Here is a 21,464-nt window from a genome sequence, read left to right on the forward strand (position 1 = left end):
ATTATTTACCACAAAATGAAGGTTTGTATTTTTAACCGGTTTTGTCCACCCGATAAACTCTTCCCGGGATTTAACCGCCCAGGCAGCAGATCCCCATCCGATACAGGCAAGCGGGGTGTCACCGGCAAAGGCCATATACTTGAGATGATTTCCAACGATTTGGGCGTAGCCAAGGTAATGAAATTGATCCACAAGGCTGTCGTAAATGGGTTCCAGATCTGTGTGTCTGACCATTTTAACCACGACAGAGCCCAGATCAGAGATATTACACGTAATAGGGGTTTGGTCAACGTCAATGGTTTTGACCACTTTTCGTTTGTTTTTTTTGGTGTGTCTGGGCGGGGGATAATCCAGCAGGCCTTTTCTGTGCAGCGTCAAAAGGATTTCCCGACAGGCCATGTCCTTAAGCCGTCCACTGGGCTGGACCCAGTTCCATTCCTGGCATAATAACCTGGAGATTTGAGTGCGACCTTTATCCCAATGTTGATGAACAATTGCTTGAATAAAAGTTAAATCTGTAGCAGTTATTTTTCGATTTCTGATGACTAATTCTTCCATGTATAATTGTATAGCAGATAATAATGGGAGACGTCAGCACAAAATGAAGGTAGTCAAAAAAAATACTACAAATTATGGAATTATAAACAGACCGTGATAGCGGCGTGTTGAAAAATACTGGGTTGAAATGTTTCTTTGTGGGTTGAAAATTATAGACGGAGTCCAGTTTTGGGAGTATTAATATCCACGTCAGTAGAATATAAATGGGTAAAGAAACCATGATTGAAAACAAACAAATTGAAATTTATCAATCTGAAGACGGACAAATACAGATTCAGGTTTACCTTGAAAAAGATACCATCTGGCTATCACAGGCTCAGATGGCCGAACTTTTTGACAAGGACTCCGACACTATTGGTTTGCATTTAAGAAATATTTATAAATCCGGTGAACTGGAAAAATCCGCAACTACCGAGGAATCCTCGGTAGTTCGCCAGGAAGGTAAACGTCAAGTCAACCGGAAGATTAAATTCTACAATCTGGATGCCATCATTTCAGTAGGGTACAGGGTGAATTCAAAAAAAGGAACCCGATTCCGAATGTGGGCCACCCAGCGGCTGAAAGAATACCTTGCCAAAGGATACAGCATAAATCAACACCGCTTTGAGCAGAATGCTGTCGAGCTTCAGCAGGCAATCGCCTTGATTCAAAAAGCGGCACTATCTCCCTCCATGGCAACCGATATGGGACGGGGTCTGGTGGATATTCTCAGTCGCTATACGCAGACCTTTCTCTGGTTGCAGCAGTATGACGAGGGATTGCTTATCGAGCCGGAAGGGCAATCCGGCGGCAGACTGGCAACATCGGAAGAGGCCATGGCATCCCTTATTGAGCTTAAAAAAAAATTAAAAGAAAAAGGAGAGGCCTCTGATTTGTTTGCCAATCCATCTCGCGCCGATAATCTTGCAGGCATATTCGGTAACCTTGATCAAAGTGTTTTTGAAGAGCCTGCTTATCCCACGATTGAAAGCAAAGCCGCACATTTGCTCTATTTTATGGTAAAAGATCATCCTTTCACTGACGGAAACAAACGGAGTGGTGCCTTTTTGTTCGTGGATTTTTTACACCGAAATGGTCGCCTTTTGTCTGAGGCTGGGATACCGGTAATCAATGATACAGGTCTTGCAGCGCTGACACTCTTGGTTGCTGAATCAGACCCGAAACAAAAAGACACTCTGATCAAATTGATTATGAACTTGTTGTGCCAAAAGAATTAAACCACTCAAGAACAGATTTATTAAAATATTTTATATCTCAACAACGAACATGCTGACGTGACAAGCCGCAGATGTTCATGTTGACAAGGACGGCGAGAGTGGGGATGGACAATCCCCAGGGGAGATGTTTCCGCTAAAGTTTTATTGAAATGGAATCTTTGCAGACAATGGGTAACCTTTTAATAATTTAGAATGATATAATTGAGATCATAATCTAACCATGATATGGTTAGATTATAAAATGCATTAAGAGCTTTTATAGATTAGAATCTGCGAGAGGAAATTATGGGCAAAAAAGATATCATAGAAATTTTACGTAACTATAAAAATGAAGTTGCTAATCAATATAATATCCTGACCATTGGCATTTTTGGTTCCGTTGCTCGTGGGGAATCAGGAGATGAGAGTGATGTCGACATAGTGATCCGTATTTCTGAACCCGATTTTTTCATGCTTGCGGGGATAAAAGAAGATTTAGAAAAAAGACTTAACAAATCTATTGATATTGTAACTTACACGGACTCAATGAACCCTTTTTTAAAAAACAGGATAGACCATGAGGCTGTGTATGCCTGATAATGAACTGACATTGGAAATTATTCAACAAATCGAAGATGCTGCCAAAAAGGTTGTTCTGCGATTTCAGGCAATCAATAATCCAAACGATTTTACAGATACTGCGGCTGGGATGGAAAAAATGGATGCCATCTGCATGATGCTTATCGTTATCGGGGAGTCTTTAAAAAATCTTGATAAAGTTACGGAAGGGAATCTGCTATCGCGCTATCCAGATGTTGACTGGAAAAAGGCAAAAGGGATGAGGGATATTATTACACATCACTATGCCAATATTAATGCCGAAACAGTATTTTTCACATGCAAAAGGAAAATTCCAGTACTTCTGGAAACTATCCAGAGAATTATCCACGAATTGAAATCTTAATTTTTTATACCAACTCAGAATTCCCGGATCAACAAGCAACCTACATTCTCAACAATGAAAATCCTGACGTTGCGACAAGATAAGTCGCTTTTAATATTGTTGGGCTTTGACCCAACCTGCTGTATTACCGGCAATTTTCTATTTCGGCGTGCACTATCATTAATGATTTTGTGCGGAGCCCGGAAGACAATGAAACCCTTGACTTTTGCCTGGAGAGGGATTCGTGAGAGGAACTCAACTCTGGAAGCATCAATCCGGATGGGAGATAGGAATGGTGGTATGCGTAACATATGTGAACTGTTATTAAACGTCGTTATGTTGAACAGGCCAAAGATGCTGACAGGCCTGGGCCAAAAGGCAAGAGGCATGGATAGAGTGTTCGTCAGTCGCTCTAGGTAATCTATGATTCCTCCGGCGGACAAACAGATGCTAACCCATCGTGTATTGAAAGTGGAACTTGGTAAGCCCGTATTCCTCCTTCAAAGAAGGACAGTTAGCCGCGAGGCCGGCCTATGGGAATGTGGGTAGAGGAGATCAGAAAAAGCGAATGCTGTTCTGTAATGGATCAGATACGGGTTCAAAATTTGCCTGACCATGAAAATGTGCTGACTTCTGATACGGTGTTGAATCACGTGAAACGATTTGAACGGAACAACTGTACTGGTGTGGATGATAGTAACAGCAATGTTACTGACGGCCGTACAGGCTTGAAAAAGTATCCTGTATACAACCGTGTACCGTGAAGGCAGTTCCAACTGCCGGGTGTCGCAAGATGCCTTACCAATGCTTGAGCCGGATGAGGTAAAAGTCTCATGTCCGGTTCTGAGGGGGCTTGGGACTGGTAACAGTCCCCGGCTACCCGGCGATAAACCGCAGATTTTGGGTGTTAACTCGGACAAGCCTGTGAACTAAACATTAACTATAATGGGTTTTACTAACCCCCATGCCCTGGCGGGCACAACAAAGAATGAAACACTTGAAAAATTAGAAAAATGGTCATAACTATCAAATTTTTTATCACCACAATAAAATAAAGAGGATAGCTATGACCAGAAAATTGGATACCACATTTATTCAAATTGTTCACCCTGTTTGTTGCGGATTAGACGTTCACAAGAAAAAAATTTCAGCCTGCCTTATTACAATAGATGAGCTTGGTGAAGAACAGTATGAGATTAAAGAATTTGGGACATTCACCCATAATTTGCTGATCATGAAAAAATGGTTGATGAATAATCGTTGCCCAATATTGGCAATGGAGAGTACCGGGGTCTATTGGCGCCCTGTTCATAATATCCTTGAGGGTTACCTGGAAATAATCCTTGTAAATGCCAGGCATATTAAAAATGTTCCAGGCCGTAAAACAGATATCGGTGATAGCAAATGGCTTGCGGGGCTCCTGAGACATGGATTATTAAGAGGCAGTTTCATTCCTCCGAAAGAGATCCGTCAATGGAGAGAACTGACACGGCTCAGAAGAACCTATACAGAGTCTCTTGCAGATTATAAAAGACGTGTTCACAAATTATTTGAAACCGCCAACATAAAAATTGATTCTAAAGAAAAATCCAAGGAACTGCATCATAGTATTCAAGGATTTTTTGAAGATCACCATCGATTTCAACTGGTCGGCATGATGGAAATGATTACAACCTTTGAAAAACACATTTCAAAGATAACTGATAGGATGGATACGCTTACAGCCGGACATCAAGATTTATTAAATCGCCTGGATGAAATTCCAGGCATCGACAAAAAATCGGCCCAATCAATTGTCAGTGAAATCGGTGTTACTCTGGACGAATTTATCTGTATGGGGGCGCTTGCATCCTGGGCTGGATTATGCCCGGGCAATAATGAAAGCGCCGGTAAAAGAAAAACCGGCAGAACGTCCGTACGAAGCCATCCCTTTAAAACAATCCTTATTGAGGTTGCGTGGGCAGCGGTCAAGAAAAAAGACTCATATTACAGGGCCAACCAGCTTGGTTATGAGCTTGTTCCATGTATGAATTAAAAGGAAGCCTTTACCAAAAAACATTTTAAAAGCAGGAATAAAAGTCGATGACGAACTGAAGCCATAGAGCGCGAGACTAACATGACTGATAAGCCTTTTGCACAACGAACTGTCAGTCCTTCATTGAAGGAACTACGCATATAAAACTGTATTAAACCTGGCTGATCAATTCTGCTTTTATAAAAATGGTTTTTATTGAAAGTACACGAACAGACAAAGGAACTTTTCCCAAAAAGTTAAAAAAAAATGACAAAGAATGCTTTATGTATGGAACACGATGACGTCAAATGGATTATATATAGATCAAAGTATCATTTGACAAATTAAGATAGTCATAGTAACTTTGTTCTTTAAAAAGACCATATAGTCTTATTATGTTCTATATATGAATCAAAGGAAAGAGATGCCAAAGTCTATCGCACGTACCTACTCACAATATAGCCGAGATGCGGCAGCCTTGCTCGGCTCGTTGATCCGAGAAGCCCGTAATGAGCACAAACTTACTGCTCAAGAATTGGCGGATCGTGCCGGTATTTCCAGAGGCTTGCTGCAACGCATTGAAAAAGGCAACCTGAAATGTGAAATTGGAGCTGTTTTCGAAGTGGCAACCATTGTCGGCATCAAGTTGTTTGAGGCTGATGGAAACGCTCTAACCAAACAACTTCACCACACAAAGGAAAAGTTGACGCTCATGCCAAAGTCTGTTCGCAGGAAGTCAAGAAAGGTGATCGATGACTTTTAGGGCGGAAAAAGAAGCCTTTGTTTGGATCTGGCTCCCAGGTGAAACCGATCCTGTGGTGGCCGGTCGCCTTGAAGTTGATAACGGCAATATCATGTTCAACTATGGTAAAAGCTATCTGGAGCGTGTCAATGCCATCAAGCCTGCAATTGCAATTTACGAACCCGAATTGCCGCTAAGAACTGGATTGCTGCCTTTACTAGAGGGGTTGACTATGCCCGGCTGTATCAGGGACGCCGCACCAGATGCCTGGGGAAGACGTGTGATTATCAACAAGAAATTCGGGCTGAAAGGTGCTGGAACGGATACAGCCGATTTAGATGAACTGACGTACCTGCTCGAATCCGGGTCAGATCGAATTGGCGCGCTGGATTTTCAAAAGTCGCCTACAAAGTATGTGCCGCGTAATGTAAATAATGTCAGTATGGAAGAGTTGATTGCATCTGCAGAAAGAGTCGAGCAAGGAATTCCCCTCACTCCGGAGTTGGATCAGGCGCTTTTTCATGGCAGTTCCATAGGCGGAGCCCGTCCAAAAGCCCTGGTTGAAGAAGGTGGTAAAAAATACGTGGCCAAATTTTCATCCAGCACAGACCTGTACAGCGTCGTCAAAGCTGAATACATTGCCATGCGGTTAGCCCGATTAGCAGGATTGGATGTCGCATCAGTAGTATTAAAAACAGCAGCGAACAGAAATGTCCTCCTGATTGAACGATTTGATCGCGAACCCAAAGCTGGCAAGTGGACACGAAAGGCTATGGTTTCAGCGCTGACGATGTTTGCTTTGGATGACATGATGGCGCGTTACGCCAGTTATGAAACCTTATCAGAAATTATCCGCCACCGTTTTACCAATCCAAGGCAGACACTCAAAGAGATGTTCTCCCGGCTTGTCTTCAATATTCTATGCGGAAACACTGATGATCACGCACGAAACCATTCGGCCTTCTGGGATGGCACTGCACTGACTCTGACACCTGCTTATGATATTTGCCCACAAGGCCGAACAGGCAATGAGTCGTCACAGGCCATGCGCATATATGGAGAAAACAATCTGAGCAGGCTCAAGTCATGCTTAGAGACCGCGCACAATTTCTTTATAACTGAAAAAGAGGCCCGCAACATATTCCATAGCCAGATTGCCGCGATCGAACAACATTGGAAGGCTGTCTGTAACGAAGCCGAATTAAATGAGGTGGATAAGCAGCTTCTTTGGAAACGGCAGTTTCTAAATCCCTATTCGATTGAACTATAGTTTTTTTTGGATTCAGAAGGGTTATATAAATCCCAACGAACAAATGAACACGGGCAAGCCGGTTATTTGGGGGTTCTCCAAAAAAAATATGTTGATTAACACAAAGAATAATCATACGAAAATACAGTATAATTATACGTATCCAATTTTCAGGAAATATCAATTAAGAAGATTGATCTAATACGACACAGGATTATAAAATGCTTGATTTACGGCACTTCATTACCATATGTATCAACATGTTATAGTAGTTAATAAGGGAGAATATAGCGGTACTACAATACAGGCGCCTTACAAAGAACAGCATGAACGCTTGATATCCCACGTCCATGGATCAGACCAAATATCTATTAGTGTGTCTGATCTGGATTTAGCGACATTTAAAAGAAAAATAAAAAATTATAAAGAAGTGAAAACGCCTCCTGCGAATTCATAAAATAGCTATGACAATGGAGGCAGAACATTGGAAAAAATAATAATATAAAATATGTAATTTCAACAATCCAAATGAAGAGCCCGGGCGATCATTTTCACAAATGGTAAACTTGATGTGTCGCAGATAAGTAGATTTCCGGCGTTACTGGTAACTGTATTATTCAATCAATTTCTCGCAGCATTTACCGTTAGAGAGTTGCTGGAACCTTAATTGATAGATTATGACAGACGTATGCCTTTAACCACTCATAAAAAATATCATTGACGCTTGACGTAAGACGTCATATACTATTGGCATGATTAAATCTTTTAAAAATAAAGATACGGAAAAACTTTTTAATGACTTGGATGTAAGAAAATTCTGGAGTATATCCAGAGCCGCCAGAATAAAACTTGAAGTGTTGAATGCAGCCGTGTCTTTAAACAGTTTGAGGGTACCACCAGGGAATAGACTTGAACAATTAAAAGGCAACAGAAAAAATCAACACAGCATCAGGATAAACGATCAGTGGCGCATTTGTTTCATATGGAAGGAAGAGAATGCCCATGATGTAGAGATTGTTGATTATCATAAGGGGTAAAACTATGGAAAAAAAATTATCTCCAATAACACCAGGCGATGTACTTATTGAAGAGTTTCTAAGGCCAATGGGCATTAGTCAGAACCAATTGGCAAAAGATATCAATGTCCCGGCAAACAGAATAAGTCAAATCATTCATGGGAAAAGGGAAATTTCTGCGGACACAGCACTGCGGTTAGGTAAATATTTTGGAATTGAACCAGAATTTTGGTTAAACTTACAGCTCCGTTATAACATGAAAATAACTATAAGTAAGGTGGGGGAAAAAATTGAAAAAGAGGTAAAAGTCCATTTTTCAAATACACACGGTCAAAATTTTTCTCCTGCATAATATCGCAATCCAGCGACTTGTGACAAACTCGCGACACAACTTATGACATCCCTATAGAAACTTGTGGTCCATGGATTCGGGCATATCCCGCAAATCAACTTCGACTCATCCGTGGACCATAAAATCCCAACAAAAAAAATACTGACGGTTGGGCCGCAGATTTTTGTGGTTACTTTAAAAATATGATTTAAAAACACTTGCTTTATGGCTCACTATTATCTATTATTTGAGCTATAAATTTACGGTTTATAACTCAAGGCCTATATCATGAATTCAAAAAAATGGAACTGGCAGCAAGACGACTGGCCCAATTTCAACTATGACAAAAAAAAAATAGATCCCCTTGAACGGGAGTATATTCAAGAGGCTGGTATTTCTTTTGGAATAATGAAATTACTGCCAGAGTCAGACCAAAAGCAATTAGCTGTTGAGCTAATCAGTGATGAAGCCTTGAATACATCAGAAATCGAAGGAGAGATTTTTAACCGGGATAGTTTACAGTCTTCCATCATGCGTGAATTTGGTCTTGCCGAAATAGTCAGAGAGACCAGGACTACACCAGGTGAGCGCGGCATAGCCAAAATGATGAAAGAATTGTATGCCGAATATCAACACTCCTTGAGCCATGAAATGCTTTTTAGCTGGCATGGTAACCTGATGCTTGGAAATCCAAAGAGTAAAGCCGGTAAATACAGAACTTATAAAGAGGATATGCAAATTGTTTCCGGCCGGATTGATAAACCAAAAGTTCATTTTGTGGCCCCACCTTCGGCTGGAATACCTCAGGAAATGAACCAATTTATAGATTGGTTCAACCAGACAGCTCCAGGGGGCAAAACACCTTTGTCACCATTGGCTAGGGCTGGGATCGCACATTTTCATTTTGTGACAATCCATCCTTTTGAGGATGGAAACGGGCGGATAGGACGAGCTTTAGTAACTAAGGTCTTGTCCCAATCTATGAAGAACCCGGTTTTAACGGCGGTATCCTGTAGGATTAACCAGGATAAAAAGCAATATTATAAAACTTTAAATGCTCAGAATAAAAGCAACGAAATAACGCCGTATCTAACTTACTTTTCAAAAACGATTCTTGAATCCCAACAGGCAATGGTTGAAAAGTTGAACCTTTTAATTGTAAAAACAAAATTTTTCGATGCCCATACAGGAAATATAAACGACCGACAAAAAAAATTAATTTTAAGAATTTTTCGAGAAGGACCCAAAGGATTTGATGGAAGCCTGAGCGCAAAAAACTACATAGCAATCACAAAAGCGTCTAAAGCGACAGCAACAAGAGACTTAACGGATCTGGTTAAAACAGGGGTGCTGATCAAAACTGGAAAACTTAAAAGCACCCGATATGAATTGAATTTAGCTCCTTTTAATTGTGCTTTTAATATTGCGAACTATAATACAACAAAATCTGATAAAATTGATTAAGAGGTAGGGATTCATTTGGCTTTTTTAACAGGTTCGGGACGAGTGCGTTTTAATTCCAACAATCAAAATGCACTCGTTGCACAAGCCGGTGATTTTGGTGGTTGAGGTTGCAGAAAAAGGTCTGGTTCATCAAATTTTGAAAGCCGTTTGGCGCGGAGAATGACTCAGATGATTTTTTTTAATAACAAGTTCAGAAGTATTCAACCTCAGGGGGCATTTTTAATTGAATTTTTAGTAAAATTATTACAAAAATTCGAGCCAGGACTTTTTCTATAGACTCGTTATGTGTCAAAATCACAAATGGAGAAAATAGTGTTCAAAGAACTAAAAGAAATTAACTCACGCCCTGCACCATTTCAATTCTATACAGCTGATGAATTATGGGCAAATGAGTATACCTCAAAACAAATGCTCGAATACCACTTAAACGAAGCCATTGATATCTCATCTCGAAACAAAAATTTTATTGAACGCTCTGCTGGATGGATTGTTTCTCATTTTGGAGTAGATGATAAAACTACAATTGCAGACTTTGGCTGTGGTCCAGGCCTTTACACAACGAGATTAGCTGAACGAGGTGCAACCGTTACGGGTATAGATTTTTCAAAAAATTCACTTAAATATGCACAACAGGTTGCAGAGCAAAAAGGGCTGAAAATCAATTATGTCCACACAAACTATCTTGACTTTGAGACAACCCACCACTTCGATCTAATTACAATGATCATGTGTGATTTCTGCGCCTTAAGCCCAGAGCAAAGGGAAATAATACTTACAAAATTTTCTTCCCTCCTAAAACCAGGTGGCTCTGTGTTGATAGATGTGTATTCTATGAATAGTTTTAATCAAAAAGAAGAATCAGCAACTTACGAACTCAATCAGCTAAACGGTTTTTGGTCATCCTATGATTATTACTGTTTTGTTAACACGTTCAAGTACGATAGAGAAAAAGTAAGCCTCGATAAATACACAATAATAGAGGACTCGAAAACTCGCATAGTTTATAACTGGCTACAATATTTCAGCAAGGAATCGCTGTCAGAGGAGTTTAATAAAACTGGTTTTAAGATTGAAAGTTTCTATTCAAATGTTGCGGGTGAAATTTTCAATCCTGAGGCCACAGAATTCGCTATAGTTGCAAATAAGATATAAACAAAAAAATTACATAGCTTTGCCGGGCTTTTCCTTGAAGCTGTCGGGGATGTGATCATGGCCTGGATGCTGTTGTGGCGTGCTGTGGCGACTGCAGAAAAACTGGAAGCGTCTCCCCGTATAAAGCCCGGGGTTGTCCTGAAACTGCCATCGTCAAAAAAACAGCCATCAGAAAGGATGGCATGCAGATGCGGATTAAAATAAAAAAATTGCCTTAAGTCTGGACTGCAATACTGGCACCAGGAACGGTATCAGTGTCGGGAAAAACGGACCTCAGATATGCATTCATCAATATGATGAAAAATATAAACAAAACCATACTGACGTTGCGGCAAGTAAAGTCGGTTTTAATATTGTTGGGCATTGACCCAGCCAATCTGGATATGGAAAGGCTGGGCTTGACACCGGAAAATTTTGGCATCTCCCTGTCAAGCATGGTGCCGGGTGTCTGCAGTTTTAATGGTGCCGGGTTCTATTCTGGTATCACAGTTTCTTCTGAGTTTCATTAACCATATCTCAATGGGCCAAAGGCGGACCAGGCGATGTCTGTTCTCAATGCCATATTTAAATCTTATATGATTCACGATATGCAAAATACGCGGGTTAATATTGCCCTCCGTCCTCCCGCAGACGACTTGCCCTGCAAATTAAGGTGAATGCTTAATGAACACAAAAACCAATCAAAAATTAGTTATAATTTAGTTAACAGGTAATAAAAGTTCCCCATATGGATAGAAATAGAATCATTTTGGATTTTAACACAAAAATGACAGGAGCGTATATGAAACAGATTTGTTTAATGGCGGTTATTTTTTTTCTTTTCAGCCAAATGTCGCTTGCATCCAATACTGCCAACTGGAGTAAATGGCGGGGCCCGGATGAAAATGGAATTTCATTGGAAACCAACTGGAATCCGGAAGGCTTGAATCCTCTTGATATCAATTGGTCGGTTGAGCTTGGAGAAGGATATTCAAATGTCTGCATTCAAGATGATTTTATATATACCCATTAAGCCGTGATGGTAAACTTTTTTGTTTTAATACTAAAACCGGAAAAATCCTGTGGGAAAAAGATTTGATTTCAGATTATAATGCCGGGACGATCACCTATAGTTTTTCCTGCTCCCCCTATATCTATAAGCATCTTTTGATTCTTAATGCCAATAGAAGCGGCATTTGCAGAAAATTTTGATTCTGGATATGAACATTTTAAAATCGGAGTAATGCTGAAGCAGGCAAGAGAAGAATCCGGACTCACGCAAGAAGAATTAGCATCTCGTTTAAACACAAAAAAATCTGCTATTTCAAGGATTGAGAATCATGCCGAAGATATTAAATTATCAACCTTAGAAAAATTTGCAAACGCGCTTGGGAAAAGGTTAAGACTGGAAGTTGAGTAATTTTTTTAATAAAACGAGTATGTTCAAACATCCATAGTATAACCGACTTCGTTGATAAAATAAGGTTGGCCTATGGGGGTGCGGGTAGAGGAGATCAGAAAAAGCGAATGCTGTTCTGTAATGGATCAGATACGGGTTCAAAATTTGCCCGATCATAACATGAAGGTCACACGTGAAAATGTGCAGACTTCTGACACGGTGTTGAATCACGTGAAACGATTTGAACGGAATTACCGTACTGGTGTGGATGATAGTAGCAGCGATGTTACTGACGGCCGTACGGGCTTGAAAAAGCACCCCGTATACAACCGAGTACCGTGAAGGCAGTTCCAACTGCCGGGTGCCGCAAGAGGCCTTACCAATGCTTGAGCCGGATGAGGTGAAAGTCTCACGTCCGGTTCTGAGGGGGCTTGGGGCTGATAACAGTCCCCGGCTACCCGGCGACAAACCGCAGATGTTTGTGGTTATAAAACAGAAAGACACAGTGTGATAATCATCGCGCTGTATTGTCCTCTAAAGTTTCCGATCGGTCACTCTTCAAATTTGTTTTATCAAAAAGAATCAAAAAGTCCCTGATCGAAAACTTTTTATTGCATTCCGTTTTCAAAGCTGCTAAAAGTATCCGATCAGAAACTTTTACATGAGAGGTAAATTGAAATCTTCAATAAAAATCAATAATCCTAAAGGATTAGGGCAGCATCTCCGTGAAGAGCGTAAACGTCTCAAACTGACTCAAAAAGAGATTTCTGAGTTTAGTGATGTCGGCAGAAAATTTATTATAGAGCTTGAAAAAGGTAAAGCAACTGCTCAGATTGGGAAAGTATTTGAATTGTTGAACAGCCTTGGCCTTGAACTCCATCTCATTAAACGTGGAGACCGCTGATCTTGGAAACCTTGAATGTTTTTTTTGAACAAACCAGAGTCGACTCCCTAAGCATTAATGACAGGAGACTGTTTTTATTTCAATATTCCAAGAAATGGTTGACATCACCTGATGCTTTTCAAATATCTATTTCTTTGCCGATGCAGGAAGATATTATCTCACATGACAAAGTAAAATCATTTTTTTCCAATCTGTTACCTGAGTCTACCGTTAGAATATTAATAGCCAGGCAACTCGGGATTTCAGATAAAAATGATTTTATGCTTCTCAAACTTATTGGGGGGGAGTGTGCCGGGGCAATAACAATTCTACCTGAGGCAGAAATACCTGAATCACCGGATCAATACACATATCGTCTTTTATCAGATGAGCAATTGGCAGATCTGATAAAGGATATTCCCAGGAGACCTTTGCTTGCAGGTCAGGAAGGTATTCGAATATCGCTTGCAGGGGCACAGGAAAAGCTGGCACTTTTCTACAAAGATCCTTTGTTTTATATCCCGGAAAATGGTGCACCAAGTAACTATATTTTAAAACCGAATATGGCACATTTTCAATTTTCCATTGAAAATGAATGCTTTTGCATGATGCTTGCCAGTGCTGTTGGCCTGGCTGTCCCACCTGTTATGATTGCTCGAAAAGAAGATCAAAAGGTTCTGTTAATTAAAAGGTACGATAGAATATTGGATAATGATATTCTCAAACGTCTTCACCAGGAAGATTTTTGTCAGGCCATGGGGCTTTCACATGAACTGAAATATCAAGCTGATGGTGGTCCTGGCCTGAAAGCATGCTTTGATCTTATTCGTGCATATTCTGCAAATCCGATTAAAGATTTTCAGCAGCTGCTGCAATGGGTATTTTTTAATTACCTGATCGGGAATATGGATGGGCATGCAAAAAACCTGTCTTTTATATATCAGGCTAAACAGATTCGATTGGCACCCTTTTATGATATGCTGTGTACGGACATATATGATACCCTGTCACAAAAACTTGCTATGAAAATAGGAGGGGAGAACAGGCCGGAATGGATAATGGAAAGGCACTGGAAAGGATTTGCAGAGGAGATAAAAGTAAATCATCCGATTCTCAAGAAAAAATTATTGGATTTTTGTTTTAAAGTGACCAGTAAAATTGACAGTACATATGCGGATTTTATAAACAGATATCAACAAAACAGCCTGTTAGAGGATATCACAGCTGCGATAAAGAAAAGATCGAATAGAATGCTTAAGCAATTCAATTCAACACAAAAATGAACCGTGGAAAAAATTCAAAAAAATAAAGGACCGAAGGAGTATGCCAAAACGAAACGATTTTAAAAAAGTACTGATCATTGGTTCAGGCCCAATTGTTATTGGACAGGCCGGGGAATTTGATTATTCCGGGTCCCAGGCGTGTAAGGCGTTGAGGAGTTTGGGTTACCAGATTGTGTTGGTTAATTCAAATCCAGCCACAATCATGACCGATCCAATTTATGCGGATGCAACGTATATTGAGCCGCTGAATGTAAAAACCATTACCCAAATTATTGAAAAAGAACGACCAGATGCAATTTTACCAAATTTGGGTGGTCAAACCGGTCTTAATCTAACCTCTTCGCTCCATGAAGAAGGAATTCTTGAAAAATTCAACGTGAAAATAATCGGCGTTCAGGTAGACGTGATAAAGCGTGGTGAAGATCGTATTTCTTTTAAAGAAACCATGGATCAGGTGGGTGTTGAAATGCCGAAAAGCAAACCTGCACACACCCTGAAAGAAGCAGTGGAAATTGCAGAAAATATGGGATTCCCCCTTGTGATTCGGCCGGCATACACCATGGGCGGTACTGGTGGCGGCCATGTTTATAATATGGAGGAATTTAGAACCATTGCCCAGCGCGGACTTCAGGTCAGTCGTGTGCATCAGATCCTGGTTGAAGAATCGGTGATCGGCTGGGAAGAGCTTGAACTTGAAGTGGTAAGAGATTCAAAAGGGCAAAAAGTCACCGTCTGCTTTATTGAAAATGTGGATGCCATGGGTGTTCATACCGGCGACTCATTTTGTGTTGCACCGATGTTAACTATCAGCCAGGAACTACAGGCCCGACTCCAAAAATACGCCTATGATATTGTGGATGCCATCGGCGTTATCGGTGGGACCAATGTTCAATTTGCGCATAATCCAGAAACCGACCGTGTGGTGGTAATTGAAATCAACCCGAGAACATCGAGATCATCTGCACTGGCATCTAAAGCCACAGGGTTTCCTATTGCCCTGATTTCTTCACTGCTGGCTTGCGGGTTAACCCTGGATGAGATTCCATACTGGCGGGATGGAACGCTGGAAAAATATACACCAAGCGGCGACTATGTTGTGGTTAAATTCGCCAGATGGGCGTTTGAAAAATTCAAAGGTGTTGAAGATAAACTTGGTACTCAAATGCGCGCTGTGGGCGAAGTAATGAGCATCGGTAAAACTTATAAGGAAGCGTTTCATAAAGCGATCCGAAGCCTGGAAAACAGTCGTCACGGACTCGGTTTTGCAAAAGATTTCAATAAGAAAACCTTAGATGAGATTATGAGGCTTTTAGTAGAAGCCACCAGCGAACGTCAATACATCCTTTATGAGGCTATGCGGAAAGGAGCAGATCTTGATGAACTCCACCAACGCACCCATATTAAAATGTGGTTCTTAGAGCAGATGAAGGAACTTGTTGAAACAGAAGAAAAAGTGCTCGCCTGCAAAGGAAAGGAAATGCCATCTGATGTGCTGATTCAAGCAAAAAAGGATGGATTTTCCGATCGTTACCTAAGTCAAATTCTGGATATTTCCGAAAAATCAATTCGAAATATGAGACTTGACCTTGGGCTTGCTCAAGCCTGGGATGCGGTACCCGTAAGTGGTGTTGAAGATGCTGCTTATTACTACTCCACGTATAATGCTAAAGATAAAGTTTCTGTCACTGATAACAAAAAAATTATTGTTTTAGGTGGCGGACCATACAGGATTGGCCAGGGAATCGAGTTTGACTATTGTTGTGTCCATGCAGCCTTTACTTTAAAAGATGCCGGGTATGAAACAATTATGATCAATTGTAATCCTGAAACCGTTTCCACCGATTATGACACTTCAGATAAACTCTACTTTGACCCTCTCACTTTAGAAGATGTGCTCAGCATTTATGAAAAAGAAAAACCAGAAGGCGTCCTGATTCAATTTGGGGGTCAGACACCATTAAATATTGCCAAAGATCTCAAAGAAGCGGGTGTTAATATTATTGGGACCACTCCGGAAACTATTGATTTAGCAGAAGACCGGGAGCATTTCCGTGACATGATGACAGAGCTTGGCATCCCAATGCCGGAGTCAGGTATTGCCCGGAGCGCTGAAGAAGCCATTAAAATAGCTACTGATATCGGATATCCGATTATTATCCGTCCCTCATATGTTTTGGGTGGAAGGGGGATGGAAATCGTTTTTGATGAAATATCACTTCTACACTATGTAGCCCAGGCCGAAGAAATCAGCCCTAAAATGCCGATTCTGGTCGACCGCTTTCTGGAAAATGCAATCGAAGCTGAGGCAGATGCACTATCAGACGGAATATCTGCATATGTCCCATCCATTATGCAGCATGTGGAATTTGCCGGTATCCATTCCGGTGATTCCGCCTGTGTGATCCCACCGGTAATGATTTCTGAAAAACATATGGATACCATTAATGAATATACACGAAAAATAGCCATCCGATTTGGTGTTGTGGGGTTGTTGAATATTCAATATGCCATTGCCAGTGATGACAAGGTTTATATTTTAGAAGCCAACCCGAGAGCATCCAGAACGGTTCCATTGGTTTCAAAAGTATGTGGATTTTCTATGGCTAGCATCGCTACAGAATTGGCTCTTGGGAAAAAATTAGAAGATATGAATTTGAAAAAACGGGAATACGCCCATTTTGGTGTCAAAGAATCAGTTTTCCCATTCAACATGTTTCCGGAAGTTGACCCACTGCTGGGACCTGAAATGCGATCCACAGGTGAGGTTCTTGCCATGGCTGATTCATTTCCCCAGGCCTTTTTCAAAGCACAAGAAGCAGCGCAACAACCCCTACCTACTTCCGGCACCGTACTGATCACAGTTGCAGAAAGGGATAAGGAAAGCATACTCAAAGCAGCTCAGGAATTTATCAACATCAATTTTGCTATCCGCGCCACTGACGGCACTGCAAAATTCTTAAAAGAAAACGACATCCCATGTGAAACCGTCCTAAAAATTCATGAGGGACGACCTAACATTGTTGATGAAATTAAAAACGGCTCTATCGAACTTTTGGTCAACACCCCTCACGGATCAAAATCCGAACATGATGATTCCGAAATCCGTAAAGCCGCTATCCGCCACAACGTTCCCTACATCACAACAACCGCCGCCGCTACAGCCGCTGCCGTCGGCATTAAACTATACCTGAAAAAAGGTGCTGACATCAAATCATTACAAGAAAGACACGCGATTATTAGATAAATGAAAAAGAAAAAGGGGACCGATTTATTTTTGAAATTTCCCAACAATCCAAATGAAGCTGTTGCGACAAGAAGTCGCTTTTAATAATGTTGGGCTCGACCCAACCTGCCGTATTACCGGCAGTTTTCTAACCCGGCATGCATTACCAGCAATGGTTTTGTGTGAAGCCCGGATGACAATGAAGCCCTTGGCCTATGGCCTGGAGAGAGAATCGTGAGAGGATCTCAACTCTGGGAGCATCAACCTGGATGGGAGCTAGGAACGGTGGTATGCGTAACATATGTGAACTGTTAATAAACGTCGTTATTTGGAGCAGGCCAAAGATGCTGACAGGCCTGGGCCAAACGGCAAGAGGTATGGTTGAAGTGTTCGTGTTTCACTTCACGTAATCTATGATCCCTCCGGCGGACAGACAGACGCTAACCCATTGTGTGTTGAAAGTGGAACTTGGTAAGCCCGTATTTTTCCTTCTTCGGAAGGAAAGCTGGCTGCAAGGCTGGCCTATGGGGATGCGGGTAGAGGAAAGCTGGAAAAAGCGAAGGCTGATCTGTAATGGATCAGATACGGGTTCCAAATTTGCCCGGTCATGAAAATGTGCAGACTTCCGGCATGGTGTTGGATCACGTGAAACGATTTGAAATGGAATAACTGTACTGGTGTGGATAGATGATATCATTTTATGATGTTGACGGCCGTATGGGCTTGAAGAATGTGTGGGATCTCCTTGACTGGGATAAACATGTACAAATAGTGTCCCGTATACAAACGCGTATCGTGAAGGCAGTAAAGACAGGATTAAAACAAACGGCACGTGGCCTACAACGGCTGCTGTCAAATTCGCTTTCGGCAAAACTTATTGCCATCAAGCGGGTTATATCCAATAGTGGAAAGCGAACACCGGGTGTGGACAATGTGTTAATTGATACACCTCGAAAGCGATGGGAAACGCTCAAGAATCTTAATCTTCCCGAATATAAGGCGAAACCGCTGAAACGCATTTACATCCCAAAGAAAAATGGTAAGAAACGACCATTGGGTATACCGGCCATGCATGACCGGGTGGAACAGGCCCTTGATTTGTTAGGGCTTGATCCGGTATCTGAATCTACGGCTGATCATCATTCCTATGGATTCAGGAAAGTACGCTCGGCCCAGGATGCCATGGGCGCTATTTACAATGCGTTGAGACGGAAAGGTAGTGCTGACTGGATTTTAGAAGCAGACATCAAAGGCTGTTTGGAGCCCTCGTCATACTGCACCCCCTTTCATGGTAAGGTGTTAAAAAGGTCAAGTTGATTGTCTAATGCCTTGATATATAAGCCCATTTGCTTTCCTTTGCGTACATGGACAGCAGATAGCTTGCCGGATTTTACACGCTGCAACACTGTTTGACGGGAGACACCAAGTATTTTTTTCGCTTCTTTCATGGTAACATACCCTTCAGGTGGCTTTTCGACAAAGCGAGAGTGTAATTCTTCAGTCATTCGAATACGCCATGGTGCTCCCGGAGTGATTTGTTTTCCAGCAATAAAACCATCTAAAAGCCAGCGATGAACTGTTCCAGGGGCTACACCAAGGATCTCAGCCGCTTTTTGGACAGTCAGCAATTCACCGTCATCAATAGGAGCACTGGTTGCATCAAATTTTGGAATACTCCAGTGTCGGCGCAGATTACCAACCCTGTTCGCTGTAAACCGATGGTTGCGGGCAGTACGTCTGCCCTGCCTGTTTAGAATACCGGCAATCATGGCATCTGGATAGTGAACCGCAAGACGGCTTACAAGGTCAAGGGTATCTTGTTTGGTTCGGATAGTTGGAAGATGCCTTTTGGGAAGTTCCACATCGATTTCAGTAATAGCATCTGTTTGCCATCGTATAATCAGATGGGCCGTGTTCAGGGATCGATCCACACGGATATTTACCTCTTGCAACAAAATTTGAAGCAATTCCTTTTTATCCCGATATGTGGTTGTTGAAGCCTGCCAAACACGCTTGATATCTTTACCCAAAGTACGAATATAAGCACGTTGTTCAGGTGTTAATGGCTCAGGACGTTGTCGTTGATGCTGTTCAAGTTCATTTTCCGCAACCCGCAGTTTATTAAGACATATTTCCCATTGATTTTCAAGGGTTCGGGCAACAAGCCTGTTTTCCGGCTCTACTGCCTGAAAACGACGTTCGGCTTTATCCGCTTCGTAGCGGAGGCGTTCAATCTGCAACCGCCATTGATCAAGACCAGCATCATGATCCGCTTCAATATTTTTTTCAGCAAGCAGAACCGCATCCATCGCAGAGGGAGTAATCGCGTTTAGGAAAGTATCCGCCACAATAGTGTCGACTTTTAAACCCCCAATACGCATGCAATATTTTGCTCGGCCCTCTACGACATTATTGGCTGCGCAATAGTATCCGGGAGTGGAATTTTTTCCTTGATAATACACTCTGAGTCGACGACCGCATTTGCCACAGGTAGCAATACCTTGTAGCAAAGCCGCACCTTCTCTTACAGCACCGGTTGTTTTGTGAGGAACCGGTCGAATATTTTTAGCAATTCGGGCCTGAATCATCTTGTAAGTTTTCCAGTCAATAAACCCTTTATGGTGATCATGGATCAATACCGACCATTGTGATTGAGGTAAACGCCTGGTACGTTTTTTAACCTGACCGGTTTCATCCACGACGCATTCTTGTCGTGTTTTACCATAAGCGTAGACACCTGCATAGACCGGATTTGTCAAGACAGAGTGTATAGCATGATAACTTGCGGTACTCCATTTAATTTTCAGCAAAAGATTTGTTTGTAACGGAAAAAGCAGGTTTTTTGATCGAAACCAGAGCCATACTTGACGAACGGAGCCCATATGTGTGAATTTTTCAAAAATAGTATGGATAGCTCCGGTAACGGCCTGGTCGGGATGCATTAGGACTTCTCCATCCTGATCACCCCAGATAAAACCGACCGGCAGTCCACGGCGCAGTTCTCCTCTTGCGGCTTTATTACGGATACCGCCTTCCAGTCTGGCGCGTATAACATGGAGTTCTGCTTCGGCCATTGTGCCCTTCATACCAAGTAAAAGCCTGTCATTAAAAAGCCCGGGATGATAGAGACCGTCACTGTCGCCAATAAGGGTGTTTGTTACACTGCACAGATCAAGTAACCGGTACCAATCTGAGTTGTTTCGAGCTACTCTGGAGACCTCAATTGATAGGATTAAACCAACTTTTCCCAGGGCGACATCTGAGATCATTCCTGTGAAACCTTTGCGTTGTGATGAGCTGGAACCCGATTGTGCCAAATCCTCATCAATGACTCGGATTTGCTGTTCCGGCCAACCCAGGTTTATAGCTCTGTCCTTTAGCTTATACTGCCTTTCGGTGGATTCGCGATTATATTCGACCTGGGCGGCGGTTGATTGTCTTACATAAATATATGCGGCTCGTTGCTGATGTGTTGGTTTGATTTTTTGATTATCCCTCATTATTTGCCTCCCTGGTTTGATTTGTATTCTCCAGGTAGACGCACTTGCTGACAAGACGGGATAGAGCGATTATAATTTTTTCTTTCTGTTGATGATTGAGACTTTCCCAGATTGCTTGATTTTGTTGCAGTTCCTCCGGATCGGGCCAAAATTCCATTTGCTTTTGCACGGTTATGTCCCTCCTTTAAAGCGGTTTCAGGCTTTTGCTCTAAAGGATATATTTTCTCAAGGAGAACATCTACTATCTTCCGTGCCTGTAATAAATTGGATGTTGAGGCAATAAGATTGTTTGTTGCCGGATTACCAGATGATTTGAATTTTTGGGGAGAAAGCTCACACAGATTAGTCCATGCAGCAGGAATATAAGATCGAGTTCCATCCGGTAAAACCAAAGTTAAATGTAAAATTTCATTTCGATGGAGCCAACCAAGAATATCCAGAGATTTTCCTTGTAATGGATGGAGGTTCTTGGTTATTGTTACCTTTGACGGAAAACCGTCGAGGTGGGTAGTGTGTCGTGTGTTCCTTTGAC

Annotated in this window: 22 protein-coding genes and 1 pseudogene; 20 read left to right on the plus strand and 3 right to left on the minus strand. The window is 41.7% G+C overall.

Translation table 11 applies throughout. The features are described 5' to 3' along the window. A partial coding sequence (locus tag Q1Q15_RS23965) for a Druantia anti-phage system protein DruA (protein ID WP_300465182.1) occupies positions 1 to 378 on the minus strand: 378 nt, incomplete at its 3' end. Positions 379 to 761: 383 nt separating this feature from the next. On the opposite strand from Q1Q15_RS23965, the gene Q1Q15_RS23970 reads away from it, so the two are divergent. From Q1Q15_RS23970 to Q1Q15_RS24060, 20 genes and pseudogenes are all read left to right on the plus strand, one after another. After that, positions 762 to 1,775, plus strand: a complete 1,014-nt coding sequence (locus Q1Q15_RS23970; protein WP_300465183.1) for a virulence protein RhuM/Fic/DOC family protein — start codon at positions 762 to 764, stop codon at positions 1,773 to 1,775. A gap of 285 nt (positions 1,776 to 2,060) precedes the next feature. Continuing rightward, complete coding sequence (locus Q1Q15_RS23975; protein WP_300465184.1) at positions 2,061 to 2,351, plus strand: nucleotidyltransferase domain-containing protein; 291 nt, start codon at positions 2,061 to 2,063, stop codon at positions 2,349 to 2,351. Further along, entirely contained in the window at positions 2,344 to 2,718 is a 375-nt protein-coding gene (locus Q1Q15_RS23980; RefSeq protein ID WP_300465185.1) for a HepT-like ribonuclease domain-containing protein, read from the plus strand. Before Q1Q15_RS23975 ends, Q1Q15_RS23980 begins: the two co-directional genes overlap by 8 nt. A gap of 512 nt (positions 2,719 to 3,230) precedes the next feature. Continuing rightward, positions 3,231 to 3,461, plus strand: coding sequence for a hypothetical protein (locus Q1Q15_RS23985; protein ID WP_300465186.1), 231 nt, complete (start codon positions 3,231 to 3,233; stop codon positions 3,459 to 3,461). Positions 3,462 to 3,763: 302 nt separating this feature from the next. After that, positions 3,764 to 4,732 (plus strand): IS110 family transposase, encoded by a 969-nt coding sequence (locus tag Q1Q15_RS23990; protein ID WP_300465187.1) that lies wholly within the window; start codon positions 3,764 to 3,766, stop codon positions 4,730 to 4,732. A 403-nt stretch (positions 4,733 to 5,135) separates the two neighbouring features. Beyond that, positions 5,136 to 5,474: a helix-turn-helix transcriptional regulator gene (locus tag Q1Q15_RS23995; protein WP_300465188.1), complete on the plus strand. Its 339-nt coding sequence runs from the start codon at positions 5,136 to 5,138 to the stop codon at positions 5,472 to 5,474. Then, positions 5,464 to 6,723, plus strand: coding sequence for a HipA domain-containing protein (locus tag Q1Q15_RS24000; protein WP_300465189.1), 1,260 nt, complete (start codon positions 5,464 to 5,466; stop codon positions 6,721 to 6,723). Before Q1Q15_RS23995 ends, Q1Q15_RS24000 begins: the two co-directional genes overlap by 11 nt. A 731-nt stretch (positions 6,724 to 7,454) precedes the next feature. Further along, the gene (locus tag Q1Q15_RS24005) at positions 7,455 to 7,739 is read left to right on the plus strand and encodes a type II toxin-antitoxin system RelE/ParE family toxin (protein WP_300465190.1); all 285 of its coding nucleotides are present in this window, start codon (positions 7,455 to 7,457) and stop codon (positions 7,737 to 7,739) included. 4 nt (positions 7,740 to 7,743) lie between these two features. Continuing rightward, entirely contained in the window at positions 7,744 to 8,070 is a 327-nt protein-coding gene (locus Q1Q15_RS24010; protein ID WP_092238575.1) for a HigA family addiction module antitoxin, read from the plus strand. 267 nt (positions 8,071 to 8,337) lie between these two features. Next, positions 8,338 to 9,513: a Fic family protein gene (locus tag Q1Q15_RS24015; RefSeq protein WP_300465191.1), complete on the plus strand. Its 1,176-nt coding sequence runs from the start codon at positions 8,338 to 8,340 to the stop codon at positions 9,511 to 9,513. A gap of 312 nt (positions 9,514 to 9,825) precedes the next feature. After that, complete coding sequence (locus tag Q1Q15_RS24020) at positions 9,826 to 10,665, plus strand: methyltransferase domain-containing protein (RefSeq protein WP_300465192.1); 840 nt, start codon at positions 9,826 to 9,828, stop codon at positions 10,663 to 10,665. Between the two features lie 27 nt (positions 10,666 to 10,692). Continuing rightward, positions 10,693 to 10,869 (plus strand): annotated as a pseudogene (locus tag Q1Q15_RS24025) (acyl-CoA dehydrogenase C-terminal domain-containing protein); the annotation flags it as partial. Between the two features lie 50 nt (positions 10,870 to 10,919). Beyond that, positions 10,920 to 11,174, plus strand: coding sequence for a hypothetical protein (locus Q1Q15_RS24030; RefSeq protein ID WP_300465193.1), 255 nt, complete (start codon positions 10,920 to 10,922; stop codon positions 11,172 to 11,174). Positions 11,175 to 11,446: 272 nt separating this feature from the next. Next, the gene (locus Q1Q15_RS24035) at positions 11,447 to 11,677 is read left to right on the plus strand and encodes a hypothetical protein (protein WP_300465194.1); all 231 of its coding nucleotides are present in this window, start codon (positions 11,447 to 11,449) and stop codon (positions 11,675 to 11,677) included. Further along, positions 11,665 to 11,856 (plus strand): hypothetical protein, encoded by a 192-nt coding sequence (locus tag Q1Q15_RS25620; protein WP_363321043.1) that lies wholly within the window; start codon positions 11,665 to 11,667, stop codon positions 11,854 to 11,856. Before Q1Q15_RS24035 ends, Q1Q15_RS25620 begins: the two co-directional genes overlap by 13 nt. Further along, on the plus strand, positions 11,822 to 12,064 hold the full coding sequence (locus Q1Q15_RS24040; protein WP_300465195.1) for a helix-turn-helix transcriptional regulator: 243 nt from the start codon (positions 11,822 to 11,824) through the stop codon (positions 12,062 to 12,064). The genes Q1Q15_RS25620 and Q1Q15_RS24040 overlap by 35 nt, the downstream gene beginning before the upstream one ends. A gap of 652 nt (positions 12,065 to 12,716) precedes the next feature. Continuing rightward, positions 12,717 to 12,947, plus strand: a complete 231-nt coding sequence (locus tag Q1Q15_RS24045) for a helix-turn-helix domain-containing protein (protein ID WP_300465196.1) — start codon at positions 12,717 to 12,719, stop codon at positions 12,945 to 12,947. A gap of 11 nt (positions 12,948 to 12,958) precedes the next feature. Further along, positions 12,959 to 14,209, plus strand: coding sequence for a type II toxin-antitoxin system HipA family toxin (locus Q1Q15_RS24050; protein ID WP_300465201.1), 1,251 nt, complete (start codon positions 12,959 to 12,961; stop codon positions 14,207 to 14,209). Positions 14,210 to 14,249: 40 nt separating this feature from the next. Next, on the plus strand, positions 14,250 to 17,453 hold the full coding sequence (gene carB, locus Q1Q15_RS24055) for a carbamoyl-phosphate synthase large subunit (protein WP_300465197.1): 3,204 nt from the start codon (positions 14,250 to 14,252) through the stop codon (positions 17,451 to 17,453). Positions 17,454 to 18,119: 666 nt separating this feature from the next. Next, positions 18,120 to 18,749 (plus strand): reverse transcriptase N-terminal domain-containing protein, encoded by a 630-nt coding sequence (locus Q1Q15_RS24060; protein WP_300465198.1) that lies wholly within the window; start codon positions 18,120 to 18,122, stop codon positions 18,747 to 18,749. Here the strand turns inward: Q1Q15_RS24060 and Q1Q15_RS24065 are convergent. Both Q1Q15_RS24065 and Q1Q15_RS24070 read right to left on the minus strand, forming a co-directional pair. Then, on the minus strand, positions 18,719 to 20,932 hold the full coding sequence (locus Q1Q15_RS24065) for a recombinase family protein (protein WP_300465199.1): 2,214 nt from the start codon (positions 20,930 to 20,932) through the stop codon (positions 18,719 to 18,721). The genes Q1Q15_RS24060 and Q1Q15_RS24065 overlap by 31 nt on opposite strands. Continuing rightward, positions 20,932 to 21,464: hypothetical protein (locus tag Q1Q15_RS24070; RefSeq protein WP_300465200.1), on the minus strand; the 533-nt coding region annotated here is incomplete at its 5' end. The genes Q1Q15_RS24065 and Q1Q15_RS24070, both read right to left, overlap by 1 nt.

Source organism: Desulfobacula sp., assembly GCF_030145145.1.
GTDB lineage: Bacteria > Desulfobacterota > Desulfobacteria > Desulfobacterales > Desulfobacteraceae > Desulfobacula.